Genomic DNA, 13965 nt, shown 5'->3' on the forward strand with positions numbered 1-13965 from the left:
ATCAATAAATCACAACCGAACGAATGGCTTTGCCATCGTGCATCAAATCAAAGGCTTTGTTGATCTCATCCAGCGGCATGGTGTAAGTCACCATTTCATCAATTTTGATTTCGCCTTTCATGTAGCGTTCAACATAATCGGGCAGTTGCGTGCGGCCTTTTACGCCGCCAAACGCGCTGCCGCGCCACACGCGTCCTGTCACTAATTGAAAAGGGCGCGTGGCAATTTCTTGCCCAGCGCCAGCCACGCCGATGATGACGGATTCCCCCCAGCCTTTGTGACAGCATTCCAAAGCGGAGCGCATCAAGTTCACATTGCCCACGCATTCAAAGGAATAATCCACGCCGCCATCGGTTAAATCGACGATCACTTCTTGTATCGGTTTGTCGTAATTTTTGGGATTCACGCAATCGGTGGCGCCGAGCATTTTCGCCATTTCGAATTTGCTTTCATTGATGTCGACCGCAATGATGCGCGCGGCTTTTGCCATCACCGCGCCTTGAATTACCGAGAGCCCGATCCCGCCCAAACCAAACACAGCAACAGTAGAGCCAGCTTCTGCTTTTGCAGTATTGAGCACCGCGCCGATGCCGGTGGTGATGCCGCAACCGAGCAGGCACACTTTATCCAACGGTGCGGTTTTATTAATTTTTGCCACCGCAATTTCTGGCAACACCGTGTATTCAGAAAATGTGGAAGTGCCCATGTAGTGATAAATGGGTTTGCCATCTTTGCTGAAGCGCGTGGTGCCGTCTGGCATCAGCCAGTTGCCCTGCGTGGCGCGTATGGCTTGGCATAAATTGGTTTTGCCGGATAAACAAAATTTACATTTGCCGCATTCTGGTGTGTACAGCGGAATCACATGATCGCCCACCGCCACACTGGTTACACCCGCGCCCACTTGCACCACCACGCCCGCACCTTCGTGACCGAGTATGCAGGGAAACACACCTTCGGAATCTTCACCGCTCAAGGTGTAAGCATCGGTGTGACACACGCCGGTGGCGGTGAGTTTTACCATCACCTCGCCCGCTTGCGCGTCTTGTAAATCCACTTCTTCAATCGTGAGCGGTTGGTTGGGGCCCCAAGCGACAGCGGCGCGTGTTTTCATTTTGGTATCTCCAATTATTTAATTTTATCCATCACATCTTCTTTGAAGCGCTTCATGCAATCAATTTTGAATTGCAGATCGGATTTGAATTTACCGCCGTACATAAACCACGGCATCACGCAGGCTTCGGTCACGCCGTTATCGGCCAGTTTTTGGTTGCCGGCGAGATCAAATACATCAGTCGCTACCGAAATAAATTCAAACGGTTTGTTATCGGTGCCGTACTCTTTGCGGTACTGCGCAATTTTTTGCGCCATCTCAATGATGTGATCGGCCTTGGTGTTGGGCGAAGCAAAACCGTCGGCGATGCGCGCGGCGCGTTTTAAGACGATATCGGCCGTGCCGCCAATCACGATCGGCATCGGTGTTTTCGGCACGGGATTGATCGACATATTCGGATAGTTGTAGAACTTGCCTTTGTGTTCAAACATTTCGCCGCTGAGTGCTTTGCGCAAAATCTCGATCATTTCTTCCGAGCGCGCACCGCGATCTTCCCAATTCGTGCCGTTGATGGAAAAATCTTCCGGCCACGGTGACAGACCCACGCCCAGCGTCATGCGATCCTGACAAAAATAAGAAGCCGTGCCAGCTTGTTTTGCCACCAACATCGGCTGGCGCACCGGCAATTTCAACACGCTGATTAAGAAGCGAATGTTTTTGGTCAGCGCGCCCATGTGGGCGATGGCGCAGAAGGGGTCGAGGAAGGCGGTGTTGGCATTCCAGTAGCGTGCGCCAGAATCGGAGTAGGGGTAGTTGACCGAGGTTTCGTCGTAGAAGAACAGGCCGTCGCCCAAGTTCACCGAGTGGAAGCCCAGCTCGTCGGCGGCTACCGCCAGCGGCACTTGGTCATCGGCGGGGTTGAAGGTCAGGGTGAGTGAGAATTTCATGTGGGCTTCCTCTATTTAAGTGATGGCAGATTGTGGAGATGACCAACAATAGGCAAGCGGCTTGACTGTTTCAATACGAGTCGTTTCGTAATTGCTTTGACACTATAACGCTATAACATCAAAATGCTAAAGCGTTACAGAGGTGTTTTCCTATGAGTGCATTATCCAAGCGGTCAACAGTCTACTTTGATCCATCTATTCACCAAGCCCTCCGGCTAAAGGCGGCTTCTACGCAGGTTTCACTCTCTGAATTGGTCGATGAAGCAGTGCGTCTGCTGATGCGTGAAGATCAAGAAGACATCAGTGCATTTTCGGAAAGAATCAAAGAACCGGAAATAAGTTATGAAGTTTTGCTCAATGATTTGAAGAAGCATGGCAGGCTATAAAATCACTTTCAAAAAATCTGTGGCAAAAGATTTTCGTAGTATTCCAAATAAAGATGTTGCACGCATTTTCGCGAGAATTGATGCGCTGGCTATGAATCCCAGAGGGGAGGGCTGCATTAAACTTTCAGGGCAAGAGTGTTATCGAGTACGCCAAGGAATTTACCGCATCATTTACGAAATCTTTGAAGATAAACTCGTTGTTTGTGTTGTGAAAGTGGCGCATCGTGGCAGTGTTTATCAATAAGATAACAATAAAAACTGCCTTAATTTTCAAATTCTGACCACCACGCCTTGTTCCGCCATGAACTGCTTGGCTTGCGGAATAGTGTATTCGCCGAAGTGAAAAATGCTGGCGGCGAGCACGGCATCGGCGCCGCCCTGTTTCACGCCGTCCACCAAGTGCTGCAAGTTGCCCACGCCGCCGGAGGCGATCACGGGGATGTTCACCGCATCGGCAATCGCGCGCGTCACGCCCAAGTCAAAACCGTTTTTGGTGCCGTCTCTATCCATGCTAGTGAGCAGAATTTCTCCCGCGCCGTAGTCCGCCATTTTCTGCGCCCACGCCACGGCATTGATGCCGGTGGCTTTGCGACCACCGTGGGTGAAAATTTCCCAGTGGTTGGGTTCGCCCTCGGTGCTCACGCGTTTGGCATCCAGCGCCACTACGATGCATTGCGAGCCAAAGCGCTCGGCCGCTTCGCGTACAAATTCGGGGTTGGTGATAGCAGCGGTGTTGATGCTGACTTTATCGGCACCGGCGTTGAGCAGGCGGCGAATGTCATCCACCGTGCGTACGCCGCCGCCCACCGTGAGCGGGATGAACACTTGGCTGGCCATGCGCTCCACCGTGTCATAGGTAGTGGCGCGATTGTCGCTGCTGGCGGTGATGTCGAGAAAAGTGATCTCGTCCGCGCCCTGCTCGTTGTAGCGGCGCGCAATTTCCACCGGATCACCCGCATCGCGAATGTCCACAAACTGCACGCCTTTCACCACGCGGCCGTTGTCGACATCGAGGCAGGGGATGATGCGTTTGGCGAGGGTCATGGTGAGGTTCCGGCGGTAGAAAAACGGGGGTGCATGGTAGCACTCCGCCGGCGCCTCAGCCCTTGCTAAACACTAAGCCTCATGCCATTTATGCTTCCACTGCGCGAGCGCTTCAGGGTTGGGCGCGCCATCGCGGGCGGCATGCATGGACGGGTGCAGTGCCACCACCTCGGCCAGCGTTTTTTCCTGCCGTGGCGAGACATCAACCAGCAGCACATGGCGACCTTTTTTAATCACACCTAAAAAACGCAGCAGCATCGGGCTGGGCATCTGAATGCCAATCAGCCCGCCCTCCCAAGTGCTGAACACAAACAGCGCGATGCTCAGCAAGATGAAAGGCGCCCAACCCATTTGCGCCGCCCAGCCGTAAGTGGAAGCCAGCGTGAGCAGAACAGCGACCAGCAACACGCCGCAGGAAGCGCCGAGCGCAGCGGTGTGAAAAACATCGCGCCGCTTGAGCTCGTTTACAGGCTGCAGGTGATGGGCTTTCGCGCCGGCAATATCTTCCGTGAGTACGCGCTGATGAGAGGCGTGTATGCCTTGCCGCGAAAGTTCTGTACTGGCGATTTCTAAATCTTCCCAGTCATTGGTGACATAGTAGTGGCGTTTCATGGCGAACCTCCAACGAGTGTTAGCACAGTTTCAGCATACTCCTCGTGCGGTAGATTGGAACGGTGTATAGAAGTTTTATTTCCGTGCCCACTGTGGCTCATCGCAGTCTTTCGGCGCAGAGGCTTTGCTATGCTGGCACGATATTTGTTTGGTGGGAGTTTGAGCATGGCAGATGAAAAAAATGCAGCGCGTGAGGCATCCATTGCGCGCGTGATGGATGGGCGCAGTTGGGATGATTTTTGCGATGCGCTGAAAAAAGCCGGTCACGATATTGTGCTGGCGGAAACGGCACCAAAGAACGCGCTGGATCGCGCCGAAGGTTGGCGTTATCTCGCGCGCTTGACGCGCGGTGCGCTGGAATCTTTTTTGGAAGCGGCGGATACACAAGCGCCAGCGTTTACGCGCGGCGTGCATGAAACCATCAAAATGGGTTTGGATAATCCAGACAATATTTACCTCACCGCGCCGGTGAATGGCAATTACACCTATCGCATCAGCGGCACGCGCGGCACTGTGCATTATTTAGGTTTTGGTGCGCAGGCGGGCGGTTACGGAAAAACGGCTTCTTTGGATACTTCTGGCTATCTTGAAGCGAAAGATATGCACATCCATGCAGATGGTTCATTTGAAATTATTGCGTCGAGTGCGCCCCAAACAGGCAACTGGTTGCGCATGACACCAGAAACGCGCTTGCTGCAAGTGCGGCAAACGCGCATGCAGCACAAAACAGAAATTCCTGCGCAAGTGCGCATCGAAAGAATTGACGGCGATAACCAGCCGCGCCATTTGTCTGCCGAGCGCGTGGATAAAGCGCTGCAAGGCGCTGCTTTTTTTGTGTCTGGCACAGCGGGTTTGTTTGCTAAGTGGACAGAAGATTTTCGCGCGCATCCGAACACGCTGCCGCGTTTTAATCCTGAAGTGGCGCTGGCGGCAGGCGGTGATCCAAACATCGCCTACTATCACGGCTATTTTCAATTGGAAGACGATGAAGCTCTGCTGGTGGAGTTCACGCCGCCGGCGTGTGATTTTTGGAATTTGCAGTTGGCAAATTATTGGCTGGAGAGTTTGGATTACCGCTACTTCCCTGTGCATATCAACAAAGGCACGGCGCAGTACCGCACAGACGGTTCGGTGCGCGCCATCATCAGTAAAGAAAAACCCATCAGCAAGCAAAAAGCAGAAACAGAAAATTGGCTGGATACTTGCGGTAGAAATGAAGGAACCCTGTGTTTGCGTTGGGTGCGTGCGGCCGAGCATCCGCAGCCGCAAGCGCGCGTTGTTAAATTAAAAGATTTGTGAGGATTGCAGAATGAGCGAAGCAGCATTTGATGTGCAAACCCTATTGGCAGAGGCCTCGGCAGCGACAGGTTTATCCAATTTTGGCGCAGAGGATTTCAAGGAAGGTTTGCAAAAACTGATCGAGACCTACACCAGCAACGGCTTTGACGAACGCGGCATCAAACGCAATCGCAAGCGTCTGCTGAAATTGCTGCAAGTGCGTTTGAAAATCGAAGCGGCGTGGCAACAGCATCCAGAAATACGCGATGTGAAAATCAAAGCGCCGATGTTTCTCACCGGCTTGCCGCGCACCGGAACATCCGCGTTGCTGAACTTGCTGTCGCAAGATATGGCGGCGCGCCCGCTGAAGTTGTGGGAGGGCATGAGCCCAGATCCGCTGCCCAGTAATCCGCCAGAGGCAGAAGATCCGCGCTATGTGCAATTAAAAGCGTTTTACGAAGAAGCGCACAAGAAAAATCCAAATTTCGACAAAATTCATTTCACCAATGCCGATACGCCAGAAGAGTGCATTCATTTATTGAATCACACTTTTCAAGACGTGCAGTTCGGTGTGGAAACCATGATGGAGCCTTACGGCGCTTGGTTTCAGCAGCAAGATCATCTACCGAGTTATCGCTACTACGCGGATATTTTGCGCATGTTGCAGTGGCAGCGACCGGGTGAGCGTTGGTTGTTAAAAACGCCGGCGCATTTGTGGGCGCTGGATTGTTTGGTGCAATTGTTTCCCGATTGTTCGATTGTGATTACGCACCGCAATCCGCTGGAGTGCGTCACCTCTTACGCGAGCATGATGGAATCTATGCTGATAGGATGCGATTTTGATCGCCAACAATTCGGCGCGGTGGTGATGGAATATCTCGCGCGCAAAGTGGAAGCGAGTTTGCGTCAGCGCGAACAAATTGACCCAGCGCGCATACTGGATTTGCAATTCAATGATTTCATCGCCGATGGCGTAGGCACGGCGCGGAAGATTTACAGCCACTTCCATTTGCCGATGAGCGGCGAGGTGGAGCAGTGTTTTCAGAACTATGCCGATGCACACCCGATGGGCAAGCACGGCAAACATGATTACCGCTTAGAGGAGTATGGGCTGACGGAGCAACAAATTCGCGATCGCTTCGCGTTTTATATTGAGCGTTTTAATGTACCGATGGCGTGAGCGGGAACCTTTTGCGGCTTGCTGTAATCACAGTAGCCATCACAACCGAGGGAGTTGCATCATGAAAAAGAGAATCATCTGTCTGTCTGCGGTCTTGCTGGGCGCGTTGGTCATAGCTGGCTGCGAAAAAGAAGGCGGAAAATCACAAACTATTGAATTGCCGGAAGGACAGTTGCACCTCGGCTCACAGTGGGTGGGCGGTCAGTTGTGGGTGGAGAGCTTTGACCCTGCCACGCGCGCGTGCTCGTTTAGTCAGTACCGCGATGGCAAGCCGGTGGAAAACAAAACCGTGACATTCACCAACTGCCGCACCGGTTTGGGTGGGCCTGCGATGCGCCCGATGATGGATAGACAGATGATGGAGCGACGCATGGAGCAGGGCGGCGCGATGCGTCCGAACATGCCGCCGCGTCCTGGTCGTGTGCGTCCCAACGCGGAACAGCCTCCAGTCACTCCAACGCCGCAGTCTGAGCCTGCACCAGTTGCCCCGCCACCGCAGGGCTAATATCCTGTGCAGCCTTTTTTGGCTGCCAGATTCCCGCTTATGAACACGCCCGACGATATTCGCTACCTCGCCTCCCACCAGTGGGGGCGTTTGGAGGCTGATGGCACGGTGACGGTCGGCATCACCGACTACGCACAAGAGCAGTTGGGCGATGTGGTGTTTGTCGATTTGCCAGCCATTGGCGCGCAGTTAGCGCAGGCGGGCGAAGCGGGCGTGATCGAGTCCGTCAAAACCGCCTCGGATTTATTTGCACCGGTATCCGGCGCAGTGATCGCTCACAATCCTGCCTTGGAAGACGCGCCGGAAACCGTGAATGACTCGCCTTACGATAAAGGCTGGTTGTTCCGCATCCAGCCCAATAATGCTGCCGCCGAGTGGGAGCAACTGCTGGATGCTACAGGTTATTGCGCCGCAGTCGCCGCCGAGCAAGACGACGAATAAGCCAGCGTTATAGTGGAACTTCGCAGTAGCGCCGCCCTCCAACAGCGGTGATAGACTTTGTTTCCCTTGGAGGAAGCGCCATGAGTAGAGAATTAATTCCCGCCGCCGTACTGAGCCCTAACATGGGTCTGACCAGCTACGCGCAGGCAATTAGCGGCATCCCCATTTTGACGGCAGACGAAGAGCGCCGTTTGGCTGAAGATTTGTACTACCGCGAAGATTTAGACGCAGCGCGTCAGTTGGTTATGTCGCACCTGCGTTTCGTGATGCACATTGCGCGCAGCTACAACGGCTACGGCTTGCCGCAGGCGGATTTGGTGCAAGAAGGCAATATCGGTTTGATGAAAGCGGTGAAGCGCTTTAATCCAGAAAAAGGCGTGCGTTTGATTTCTTTCGCTGTGCATTGGATCAAAGCCGAAATTCACGAATACATTTTGCGCAACTGGCGCATTGTCAAAATTGCCACCACCAAACCGCAGCGCAAATTGTTTTTTAATCTGCGCGGCGCGAAAAAAACTTTGGCATGGTTATCTAACGACGAAGCGCATGCCGTAGCCAAAGATTTGGGCGTGTCGGTGAGCGATGTGCGCGAAATGGAGAGTCGTTTGTCTGGTCACGATGCCTCGTTTGATGTGGGCGTGGATGATGACGAAGACAAAGCCTACGCCGTGCCTGCCAATTATCTGGAAAAGGAAGACAGCGATCCGTTGTTGCAGTTGGAAAACGACAATTGGGACAAAGTGTCTACGCAGCAATTAGCGCAAGCCATGACCACACTGGATGCGCGCAGCCGCGACATTTTGCAAAAACGCTGGTTGGACGAAGACAGCAAATCCACCCTGCACGATCTCGCTGCTGAGTACGGCGTGTCGGCAGAACGCATTCGCCAGCTCGAACAGAGCGCGATGAAAAAATTGCGCGCTGCGATGGTGTTGTAACCTGCTATTGGATAGAGCTTAAGAGTCGCGCCTAGGAGGCGCTCCTACAGAGGTGCAATTTTTGTAGGAGCGGCACTTTGCCGCGATCAGTCTGTCGCGATGAGATTATGTTGGATCAATCAAAGAGCAAAGGCTTTCTAACGCGCCGCGATTGCTATCGGCCACTGCTTTGGCTCTTTCGCCAAACCCGTAACGCAATGTGTCATCGCGCAGCCATTGTGTAATTTGCGTGGCAATTTGCTCAGCGCTGTCGGCAATTGCCAGTGCGTTGTTGTCGCGCAACAGTGTTTCCACTTCGGAAAAATTAAATAACTGCGGGCCGCTGAGAGTGGGACAGGCCCACGCGGCGGGTTCAATCAAGTTATGGCCGCCGACAGGCACTAAGCTGCCGCCGACAAACGCGATATCCGCTGCGCCGTAAAACGCAAGCAGCTCGCCCATGGTGTCGCCGACCACAATATCGGTTTCTGGCGCAGGTATTTTTTGTTCGCTGTGGCGCAGTACAGTAAAGCCTGCGGCGGTGCATTGTTGCGTTACGCTGGCAAAACGCTCTGGGTGGCGCGGCACTAACACCAGTAATAAATCAGGAAAAGTTTTTTTCAGTTGTGCAAACGCAGCGAGCAGAATGCCGTCTTCGCCTTGATGCGTACTGGCAGCCAGCCACACTTTTCGGCGGTTATTGTTTGACCACTGCATGCGCAGGGCGGCAGCTTTTTGTTGTGTGGCTGCATCAATCGTTAAATCAAATTTGATAGAGCCGGTTACGGTTAGGTTTTCGCGCGGCAAGCCCAGTTGTACAAAGCGCTCGCCGTCGGCGTGTTGTTGTGCGGCGACTCGCGTGATTTCGCGCAACATCGAGCGCGTGAGTGCGGAAAATTTCCCATAACCGCGCGCGGATTTTGCAGACAGCCGCGCATTGGCGATCAACACGGGAATTTGATTTTGATAGCAACAGTGCACCATGTTCGGCCACAGTTCGGTTTCCATCACGATCAACATTGCCGGTTTTATACGCTGCAAAAAATGCGAGAGAAAAATGGGCAAATCATAAGGCGCGTAGACATGAAAAACGCTGCTGCCCAACACGGCGCGCACGCGCTCGGAGCCGGTGGGTGTGGTGGTGGTGACAACCCACTGCCAATCGGGATGTTGGTTTTGCAGGGTTTGAATCAGCGGTACGGCCGCTAAAGTTTCGCCCACCGAAACTGCATGCAGCCACAGCACGGGCTTACTGCAATCAAAAACGGGCGCGGGAAAATAGCCAAAGCGCTCGCGCCAACGCTGCCGGTAGGCCGGTGCCTGCCGTGAACGCCACAGCAGGCGCAGCAAAATCACGGGCAGCAGCAGGGCGTAGAGCAGGGTGTAGAGCGGTCGCGTCATGCGCGGCATTATAATGTGCGGCTTCCCGTGCAGGAGACATCGGTGCAAACCCTACAAGTGGATATTGCCATCATCGGCGGCGGCATCGCGGGCTTGTGGTTGCTCGCCTGCGCGCGCCGCGCGGGCTACAACGCGGTGTTGTTTGAGCGCGCGGCTTTGGGCAGCGGCCAAACCGTGGCTTCGCAGGGCATGATCCACGGCGGGGTGAAGTACACCTTGAGCGGCGCGTTGTCGGGCGCATCGGAAGCGATTGCCGATATGCCGGCGCACTGGCGGCGCTGTATCAAGGGCGAGGGCGATGTGGATTTGCGCGGCACGCGCGTACTGAGCGAAGCGTTTTATATGTGGTCGCCAGAAAATGCGCTGTCGAAAGTGACGGCATTTTTTGCCAGCAAAGCCTTGCGCGGTCGCGTGGATGCAGTAAAGCCAAAAGATTATCCCGCTGCGTTGCGCCATGAAAAATTTCATGGCAGCGTGTATCGCTTGTTGGATATGGTGATTGATGCACCTTCGCTGTTGGAAACGCTGCGCGCACAAAATGCAGAGACTGTTTTTTCGGTGGGTGATCAAGCGATCGCTGTGCAGAGCAAAGACAAGGGTGCAGATATTTTTTTGCAGCACAACAATGTAGAGCTGTGTGTGAGCAGTCAGTTGTGTGTGTTGGCGGCTGGTAAAGGCAATGGTGAATTATTGCAGCAACTTGCGATAAAAAATCCGGTGATGCAATTACGACCACTGCAACAAGTGATGGTGCGCCATCCGCAGTTGACGCATTTGTATGCGCACTGCGTCGGCAAAGACAGCAAGCCGCGGCTAACCATTTCTTCGCACGCCACTGAGCAGGGTGTGGTGTGGTATCTCGGCGGACAGTTAGCAGAAGACGGCGCTGCTTTGTCTAGTGAAGCGTTGATTGAAAAAGCACGAAAAGAAATGGAATCTTTGTTTGCGTGGATAAATTGGCACGAAGCACAGTGGAGCACTTTTTTTGTCGAGCGCGCAGAGCCGCAGCAGCCGGGTTTGTTGCGGCCGGATAATGCTTGGCTGTCGCCCTGCGATGAATTGACGCGCTGCGTAGCGGCATGGCCAACTAAGTTGACCTTGGTGCCGCATCTCGGCGTGCAGATGATGAATTATTTGCGCGCGCAAAATATTGTGCCGCAACAAAAAGATGTCATGCCGGTGAGTTGGCCGCGCATGACGCAAATCGCCGCTGCACCGTGGCAATCTACACAATGGCAGCCGGTGTAACATGTTTTATCGTGCTTTAGGCGGTACCGGTATGCAGGTGAGTGCGCTCGGTTTCGGTACCGTAAAACTTGGGCGCACCGAAGGCGTAAAATATCCGCAAGCATTTACTGTGCCGGATGATAAAGAAGCGCGCGCGCTGCTGGATTTATCGCGCGATCTCGGTATCAATCTCATCGACACCGCGCCCGCTTACGGCAATAGCGAGGAGCGTTTGGGGAAATTGCTGAAAGCGGATCGCAAACAGTGGTTGATCTGTAGCAAAGTGGGCGAAGAGTTTTCTGAGGGGCAATCCTCGTTCGATTTTTCAGCAGAACATACGCGCATGAGTGTGGAACGCAGTTTGCGGCGCTTGCAAACCGATTACATCGACATGGTATTGGTGCATTCTGACGGCAACGATCTGGACATCATCCAAAACAGTGAAGCACTGCAAACGCTGGCGGAGTTAAAACAGCGCGGTTGGATACGCGCGTTTGGTATGTCTACCAAAACAGTGGCAGGCGGTTTATTGGCGGCTGAACAATCCGATGTGGTGATGGTCACTTATAATTTGAATGAGCAAGCGGATGTGGCTGTGCTGGATTATTGCCGCGAGCACAATAAAGGCGCGCTAATTAAAAAAGCGTTTGCCAGTGGGCATCGCTGTGATGGTGATGCAGTGACCGAAGCACTAGCAATGATTTTTTCACACGCGGGCGCGAGTTCTGCTATCGTCGGCACCATCAATCCTGTGCATTTGCGCGATAACGTACAAAAATTACCTAAGCGCGTATGATTTTTATTTGGATGTAGCTTCATCCAAATACTGATCTTTTAATTTCCGATAATTGTTCGCGCTGTAAGTAAAAAATGATTTTTCTCTGTCGGTCAGTGCGCGCACTTGTTTGGCAGGGCTGCCGACATAGAGAAACCCACTCTCTAATTTTTTCCCAGGCGGCACGAGGCTGCCTGCACCCAGCACAACCTCATCTTTAATGACTACGCCATCCATCACAATCGCGCCGATGCCAATCAACACACGGTTGCCGATGGTGCAGCCGTGTAGCACCACGCGATGGCCGACGGTCACATCGTCACCCAAGGTCAGCGGAAAACCATCTGCCTCATAGGGGCCTGCATGGGTGATGTGCAGCACGGAGTTATCTTGGATGCTGCAACGCGCACCGATGCGGATGCGGTGCATGTCGCCGCGAATCACGGTGTGCGGCCAAACGGAACAATCGTCGCCCAACTGTACATCGCCGATCACGCAAGCCATGGGGTCGATGTAGACGCGTGCGCCCAGTTGCGGGGTTTGACCTTGATGTGGGCGGAGGCTGTGGCTCATGCGGATTCCTAGGACGGGTGATGCGACTGGCTATAATAGAGCCGGATTTGACGCGGTGGCACCCACAATGACTTCAAGCGACGACCAACTATTGCCCGACACCCGCAAACGCTTTGTTGCAGGCGCCAAATGCCCGCAGTGTCAGGCGCTCGACAAAATCGTGATGTTTCGCAGGGATGGGGTTCAGCATCAGGAATGCGTCAGTTGTGGCTACCACGCAGAAATGGCGTTCGAGCAGAATTTCCGTGAGTTGGAGACAAGGGTTAATCGCACCGATGAGGACAAAACGCGTGATGTCAGCCCAATCAAATTTGTTTGATCCTGCGTAAATTAGATGGAATGAAGATGGTGTACCGTCTCTGGTATTTTTTCCGTGGTAGATATTTACCCTGCCTAGCGTGGTGTCTATAATTCGCGCGCTTTGTCACCCTTGACTGTTCATTATTTGAGCAGACCATATTCATAATAAATGGAGAATGAGAGCATGCATTCCAGAACCAAAAGGCTGCTGACGCTCTTGCTAGGCCCTGTTTTATTGGCCACTGCCGCAGGCGCGTGGGCTGATCTCGCTGACCGTAGCAGAATCAATATGCCGCCAGGCGTCACCTTATTGGGTCAGGACATCTATGACCTGCACATGTTGTCCATCTGGATCTGTACAGCGATTGGTGTTGGTGTTTTTGCGGTGATGTTCTACTCCATCATTGCACACCGCAAATCGCAAGGACATCAGGCTGAACATTGGCATGAGCATTTGGGCGCTGAGTTGGCGTGGACAATTATTCCCTTTTTTATCCTGGGTTTTTTGGCTTGGCCTGCTATTCACGCGCTCCTCAAGGTCTACGATACTGATGAGCCAGAGATCAATATCGTCGTCACCGGTTATCAGTGGAAATGGAAATACGATTACCGCGGTGAAGAAGGTGTAAGCTTTTTTTCAAACTTGTCGACACCGAAAGATGAAATTCATGGCAAAGCAGAAAAAAGCGAGTACTACCTGTTGGAAGTGGATGAGCCTATCCATATTCCAGTTAACACAAAAATTCGTTTTTTAATTACGGGTAATGATGTTATTCACTCGTGGTGGGTGCCTGAATTGGCTGTTAAAAAGGATGCAATCCCCGGCATTGTGAATGAAGCGTGGACCAAGGCAGAAAAAGTAGGCATCTTCCGCGGCCAGTGCGCCGAGTTGTGCGGTAAAGATCACGGTTTTATGCCGGTAGTGGTTGTGGTAGATACCAAAGAAGACTATGAAAAGTGGCTGGCGAGCAAAAAAGCTGAAGCCAAAAAAGTGCGTGAGTTGATGGCGCAAACCTTTACGCTGGAACAACAAATCGAGCGCGGTCAAAAAGTGTACGACACCAATTGCGCGGCTTGCCATGGCATGAAAGGTGAAGGTGGTGTTGGTAAGCCTATTGCGGGCAGCAAAATTGCAACTGGTCCCGTGGATGAGCATTTGAAGGCTGCAGTGAATGGCGTGCCCGGCACAGCGATGCAAGCTTTGGCGGCATCCTGAACGATCTGGATATGGCCGCAGTTGTGACATATCAGCGCAATGCTTTCGGCAACAACATGGGAGACAGTTTGCAGGCTGTCGATGTGTATAAGTTTAAGAGCAAGAAGTGAGG

Annotated in this window: 16 protein-coding genes and 1 pseudogene; 11 read left to right on the forward strand and 6 right to left on the reverse strand. The window is 53.0% G+C overall.

All coding sequences use genetic code 11. The features are described from left to right. Window position 1 precedes the first annotated feature (1 nt). Entirely contained in the window at window positions 2–1111 is a 1110-nt protein-coding gene (locus tag IPK30_06675) for an S-(hydroxymethyl)glutathione dehydrogenase/class III alcohol dehydrogenase (protein ID MBK8102969.1), read from the reverse strand. 14 nt (window positions 1112–1125) lie between these two features. Then, the gene (locus tag IPK30_06680; protein ID MBK8102970.1) at window positions 1126–1998 is read right to left on the reverse strand and encodes an LLM class flavin-dependent oxidoreductase; all 873 of its coding nucleotides are present in this window, start codon (window positions 1996–1998) and stop codon (window positions 1126–1128) included. 152 nt (window positions 1999–2150) lie between these two features. On the opposite strand from IPK30_06680, the gene IPK30_06685 reads away from it, so the two are divergent. Both IPK30_06685 and IPK30_06690 read left to right on the forward strand, forming a co-directional pair. Next, entirely contained in the window at window positions 2151–2384 is a 234-nt protein-coding gene (locus IPK30_06685; protein ID MBK8102971.1) for a ribbon-helix-helix domain-containing protein, read from the forward strand. Further along, window positions 2371–2628, forward strand: coding sequence for a type II toxin-antitoxin system RelE/ParE family toxin (locus IPK30_06690; GenBank protein ID MBK8102972.1), 258 nt, complete (start codon window positions 2371–2373; stop codon window positions 2626–2628). The genes IPK30_06685 and IPK30_06690 overlap by 14 nt, the downstream gene beginning before the upstream one ends. 26 nt (window positions 2629–2654) lie before the next feature. Here IPK30_06690 and hisF read toward each other — a convergent pair whose 3' ends face one another. Both hisF and IPK30_06700 read right to left on the reverse strand, forming a co-directional pair. Beyond that, window positions 2655–3428 carry an imidazole glycerol phosphate synthase subunit HisF gene (gene hisF / locus IPK30_06695; GenBank protein MBK8102973.1) on the reverse strand — a complete coding sequence of 258 codons (774 nt, stop codon included), beginning with the start codon at window positions 3426–3428 and terminating at the stop codon, window positions 2655–2657. Between the two features lie 72 nt (window positions 3429–3500). Then, on the reverse strand, window positions 3501–4040 hold the full coding sequence (locus tag IPK30_06700) for a hypothetical protein (protein MBK8102974.1): 540 nt from the start codon (window positions 4038–4040) through the stop codon (window positions 3501–3503). Between the two features lie 165 nt (window positions 4041–4205). On the opposite strand from IPK30_06700, the gene IPK30_06705 reads away from it, so the two are divergent. From IPK30_06705 to rpoH, 5 genes are all read left to right on the forward strand, one after another. Then, window positions 4206–5339, forward strand: a complete 1134-nt coding sequence (locus IPK30_06705) for a DUF1214 domain-containing protein (protein MBK8102975.1) — start codon at window positions 4206–4208, stop codon at window positions 5337–5339. 10 nt (window positions 5340–5349) lie between these two features. Continuing rightward, the gene (locus IPK30_06710; protein MBK8102976.1) at window positions 5350–6498 is read left to right on the forward strand and encodes a sulfotransferase; all 1149 of its coding nucleotides are present in this window, start codon (window positions 5350–5352) and stop codon (window positions 6496–6498) included. Between the two features lie 61 nt (window positions 6499–6559). Further along, entirely contained in the window at window positions 6560–7003 is a 444-nt protein-coding gene (locus IPK30_06715) for a hypothetical protein (GenBank protein MBK8102977.1), read from the forward strand. A 39-nt stretch (window positions 7004–7042) separates the two neighbouring features. Then, window positions 7043–7444 carry a glycine cleavage system protein GcvH gene (gcvH, locus tag IPK30_06720; protein ID MBK8102978.1) on the forward strand — a complete coding sequence of 134 codons (402 nt, stop codon included), beginning with the start codon at window positions 7043–7045 and terminating at the stop codon, window positions 7442–7444. A gap of 80 nt (window positions 7445–7524) precedes the next feature. Then, window positions 7525–8382: an RNA polymerase sigma factor RpoH gene (rpoH, locus tag IPK30_06725; GenBank protein ID MBK8102979.1), complete on the forward strand. Its 858-nt coding sequence runs from the start codon at window positions 7525–7527 to the stop codon at window positions 8380–8382. A gap of 105 nt (window positions 8383–8487) precedes the next feature. Here the strand turns inward: rpoH and waaA are convergent, their stop codons facing one another. Continuing rightward, complete coding sequence (gene waaA, locus IPK30_06730) at window positions 8488–9762, reverse strand: lipid IV(A) 3-deoxy-D-manno-octulosonic acid transferase (GenBank protein MBK8102980.1); 1275 nt, start codon at window positions 9760–9762, stop codon at window positions 8488–8490. A 42-nt stretch (window positions 9763–9804) separates the two neighbouring features. Here waaA and IPK30_06735 point away from each other — a divergent pair, with 42 nt between their 5' ends. Both IPK30_06735 and IPK30_06740 read left to right on the forward strand, forming a co-directional pair. Continuing rightward, on the forward strand, window positions 9805–11010 hold the full coding sequence (locus IPK30_06735; GenBank protein MBK8102981.1) for an FAD-dependent oxidoreductase: 1206 nt from the start codon (window positions 9805–9807) through the stop codon (window positions 11008–11010). A 1-nt stretch (window position 11011) separates the two neighbouring features. Further along, window positions 11012–11785, forward strand: coding sequence for an aldo/keto reductase (locus IPK30_06740; GenBank protein MBK8102982.1), 774 nt, complete (start codon window positions 11012–11014; stop codon window positions 11783–11785). 3 nt (window positions 11786–11788) lie between these two features. On the opposite strand, the gene IPK30_06745 is transcribed toward IPK30_06740, so the two are convergent. Then, entirely contained in the window at window positions 11789–12337 is a 549-nt protein-coding gene (locus tag IPK30_06745; protein MBK8102983.1) for a gamma carbonic anhydrase family protein, read from the reverse strand. A 67-nt stretch (window positions 12338–12404) separates the two neighbouring features. On the opposite strand from IPK30_06745, the gene IPK30_06750 reads away from it, so the two are divergent. Continuing rightward, a complete protein-coding gene (locus tag IPK30_06750) occupies window positions 12405–12656 on the forward strand; it encodes a YheV family putative metal-binding protein (GenBank protein ID MBK8102984.1) in 252 nt (83 codons plus the stop codon). A 165-nt stretch (window positions 12657–12821) separates the two neighbouring features. Continuing rightward, window positions 12822–13963, forward strand: a pseudogene (gene coxB, locus IPK30_06755) (cytochrome c oxidase subunit II). Window positions 13964–13965: the final 2 nt, after the last annotated feature.

The sequence above is a fragment of the Cellvibrionales bacterium genome, from assembly GCA_016713115.1.
In the GTDB taxonomy this organism is placed as follows: Bacteria; Pseudomonadota; Gammaproteobacteria; order Pseudomonadales; family UBA7239; genus UBA7239.

Bases quoted from the DNA above. Each gene is read 5' to 3' on its own strand.
- IPK30_06675 (MBK8102969.1), bottom strand. From the start codon at position 1,111: ATGAAAACACGCGCCGCTGTCGCTTGGGGCCCCAACCAACCGCTCACG.
- IPK30_06680 (MBK8102970.1), bottom strand. From the start codon at position 1,998: ATGAAATTCTCACTCACCCTGACCTTCAACCCCGCCGATGACCAAGTG.
- IPK30_06685 (MBK8102971.1), top strand. From the start codon at position 2,151: ATGAGTGCATTATCCAAGCGGTCAACAGTCTACTTTGATCCATCTATT.
- IPK30_06690 (MBK8102972.1), top strand. From the start codon at position 2,371: ATGGCAGGCTATAAAATCACTTTCAAAAAATCTGTGGCAAAAGATTTT.
- hisF (MBK8102973.1), bottom strand. From the start codon at position 3,428: ATGACCCTCGCCAAACGCATCATCCCCTGCCTCGATGTCGACAACGGC.
- IPK30_06700 (MBK8102974.1), bottom strand. From the start codon at position 4,040: ATGAAACGCCACTACTATGTCACCAATGACTGGGAAGATTTAGAAATC.
- IPK30_06705 (MBK8102975.1), top strand. From the start codon at position 4,206: ATGGCAGATGAAAAAAATGCAGCGCGTGAGGCATCCATTGCGCGCGTG.
- IPK30_06710 (MBK8102976.1), top strand. From the start codon at position 5,350: ATGAGCGAAGCAGCATTTGATGTGCAAACCCTATTGGCAGAGGCCTCG.
- IPK30_06715 (MBK8102977.1), top strand. From the start codon at position 6,560: ATGAAAAAGAGAATCATCTGTCTGTCTGCGGTCTTGCTGGGCGCGTTG.
- gcvH (MBK8102978.1), top strand. From the start codon at position 7,043: ATGAACACGCCCGACGATATTCGCTACCTCGCCTCCCACCAGTGGGGG.
- rpoH (MBK8102979.1), top strand. From the start codon at position 7,525: ATGAGTAGAGAATTAATTCCCGCCGCCGTACTGAGCCCTAACATGGGT.
- waaA (MBK8102980.1), bottom strand. From the start codon at position 9,762: ATGACGCGACCGCTCTACACCCTGCTCTACGCCCTGCTGCTGCCCGTG.
- IPK30_06740 (MBK8102982.1), top strand. From the start codon at position 11,012: ATGTTTTATCGTGCTTTAGGCGGTACCGGTATGCAGGTGAGTGCGCTC.
- IPK30_06745 (MBK8102983.1), bottom strand. From the start codon at position 12,337: ATGAGCCACAGCCTCCGCCCACATCAAGGTCAAACCCCGCAACTGGGC.
- IPK30_06750 (MBK8102984.1), top strand. From the start codon at position 12,405: ATGACTTCAAGCGACGACCAACTATTGCCCGACACCCGCAAACGCTTT.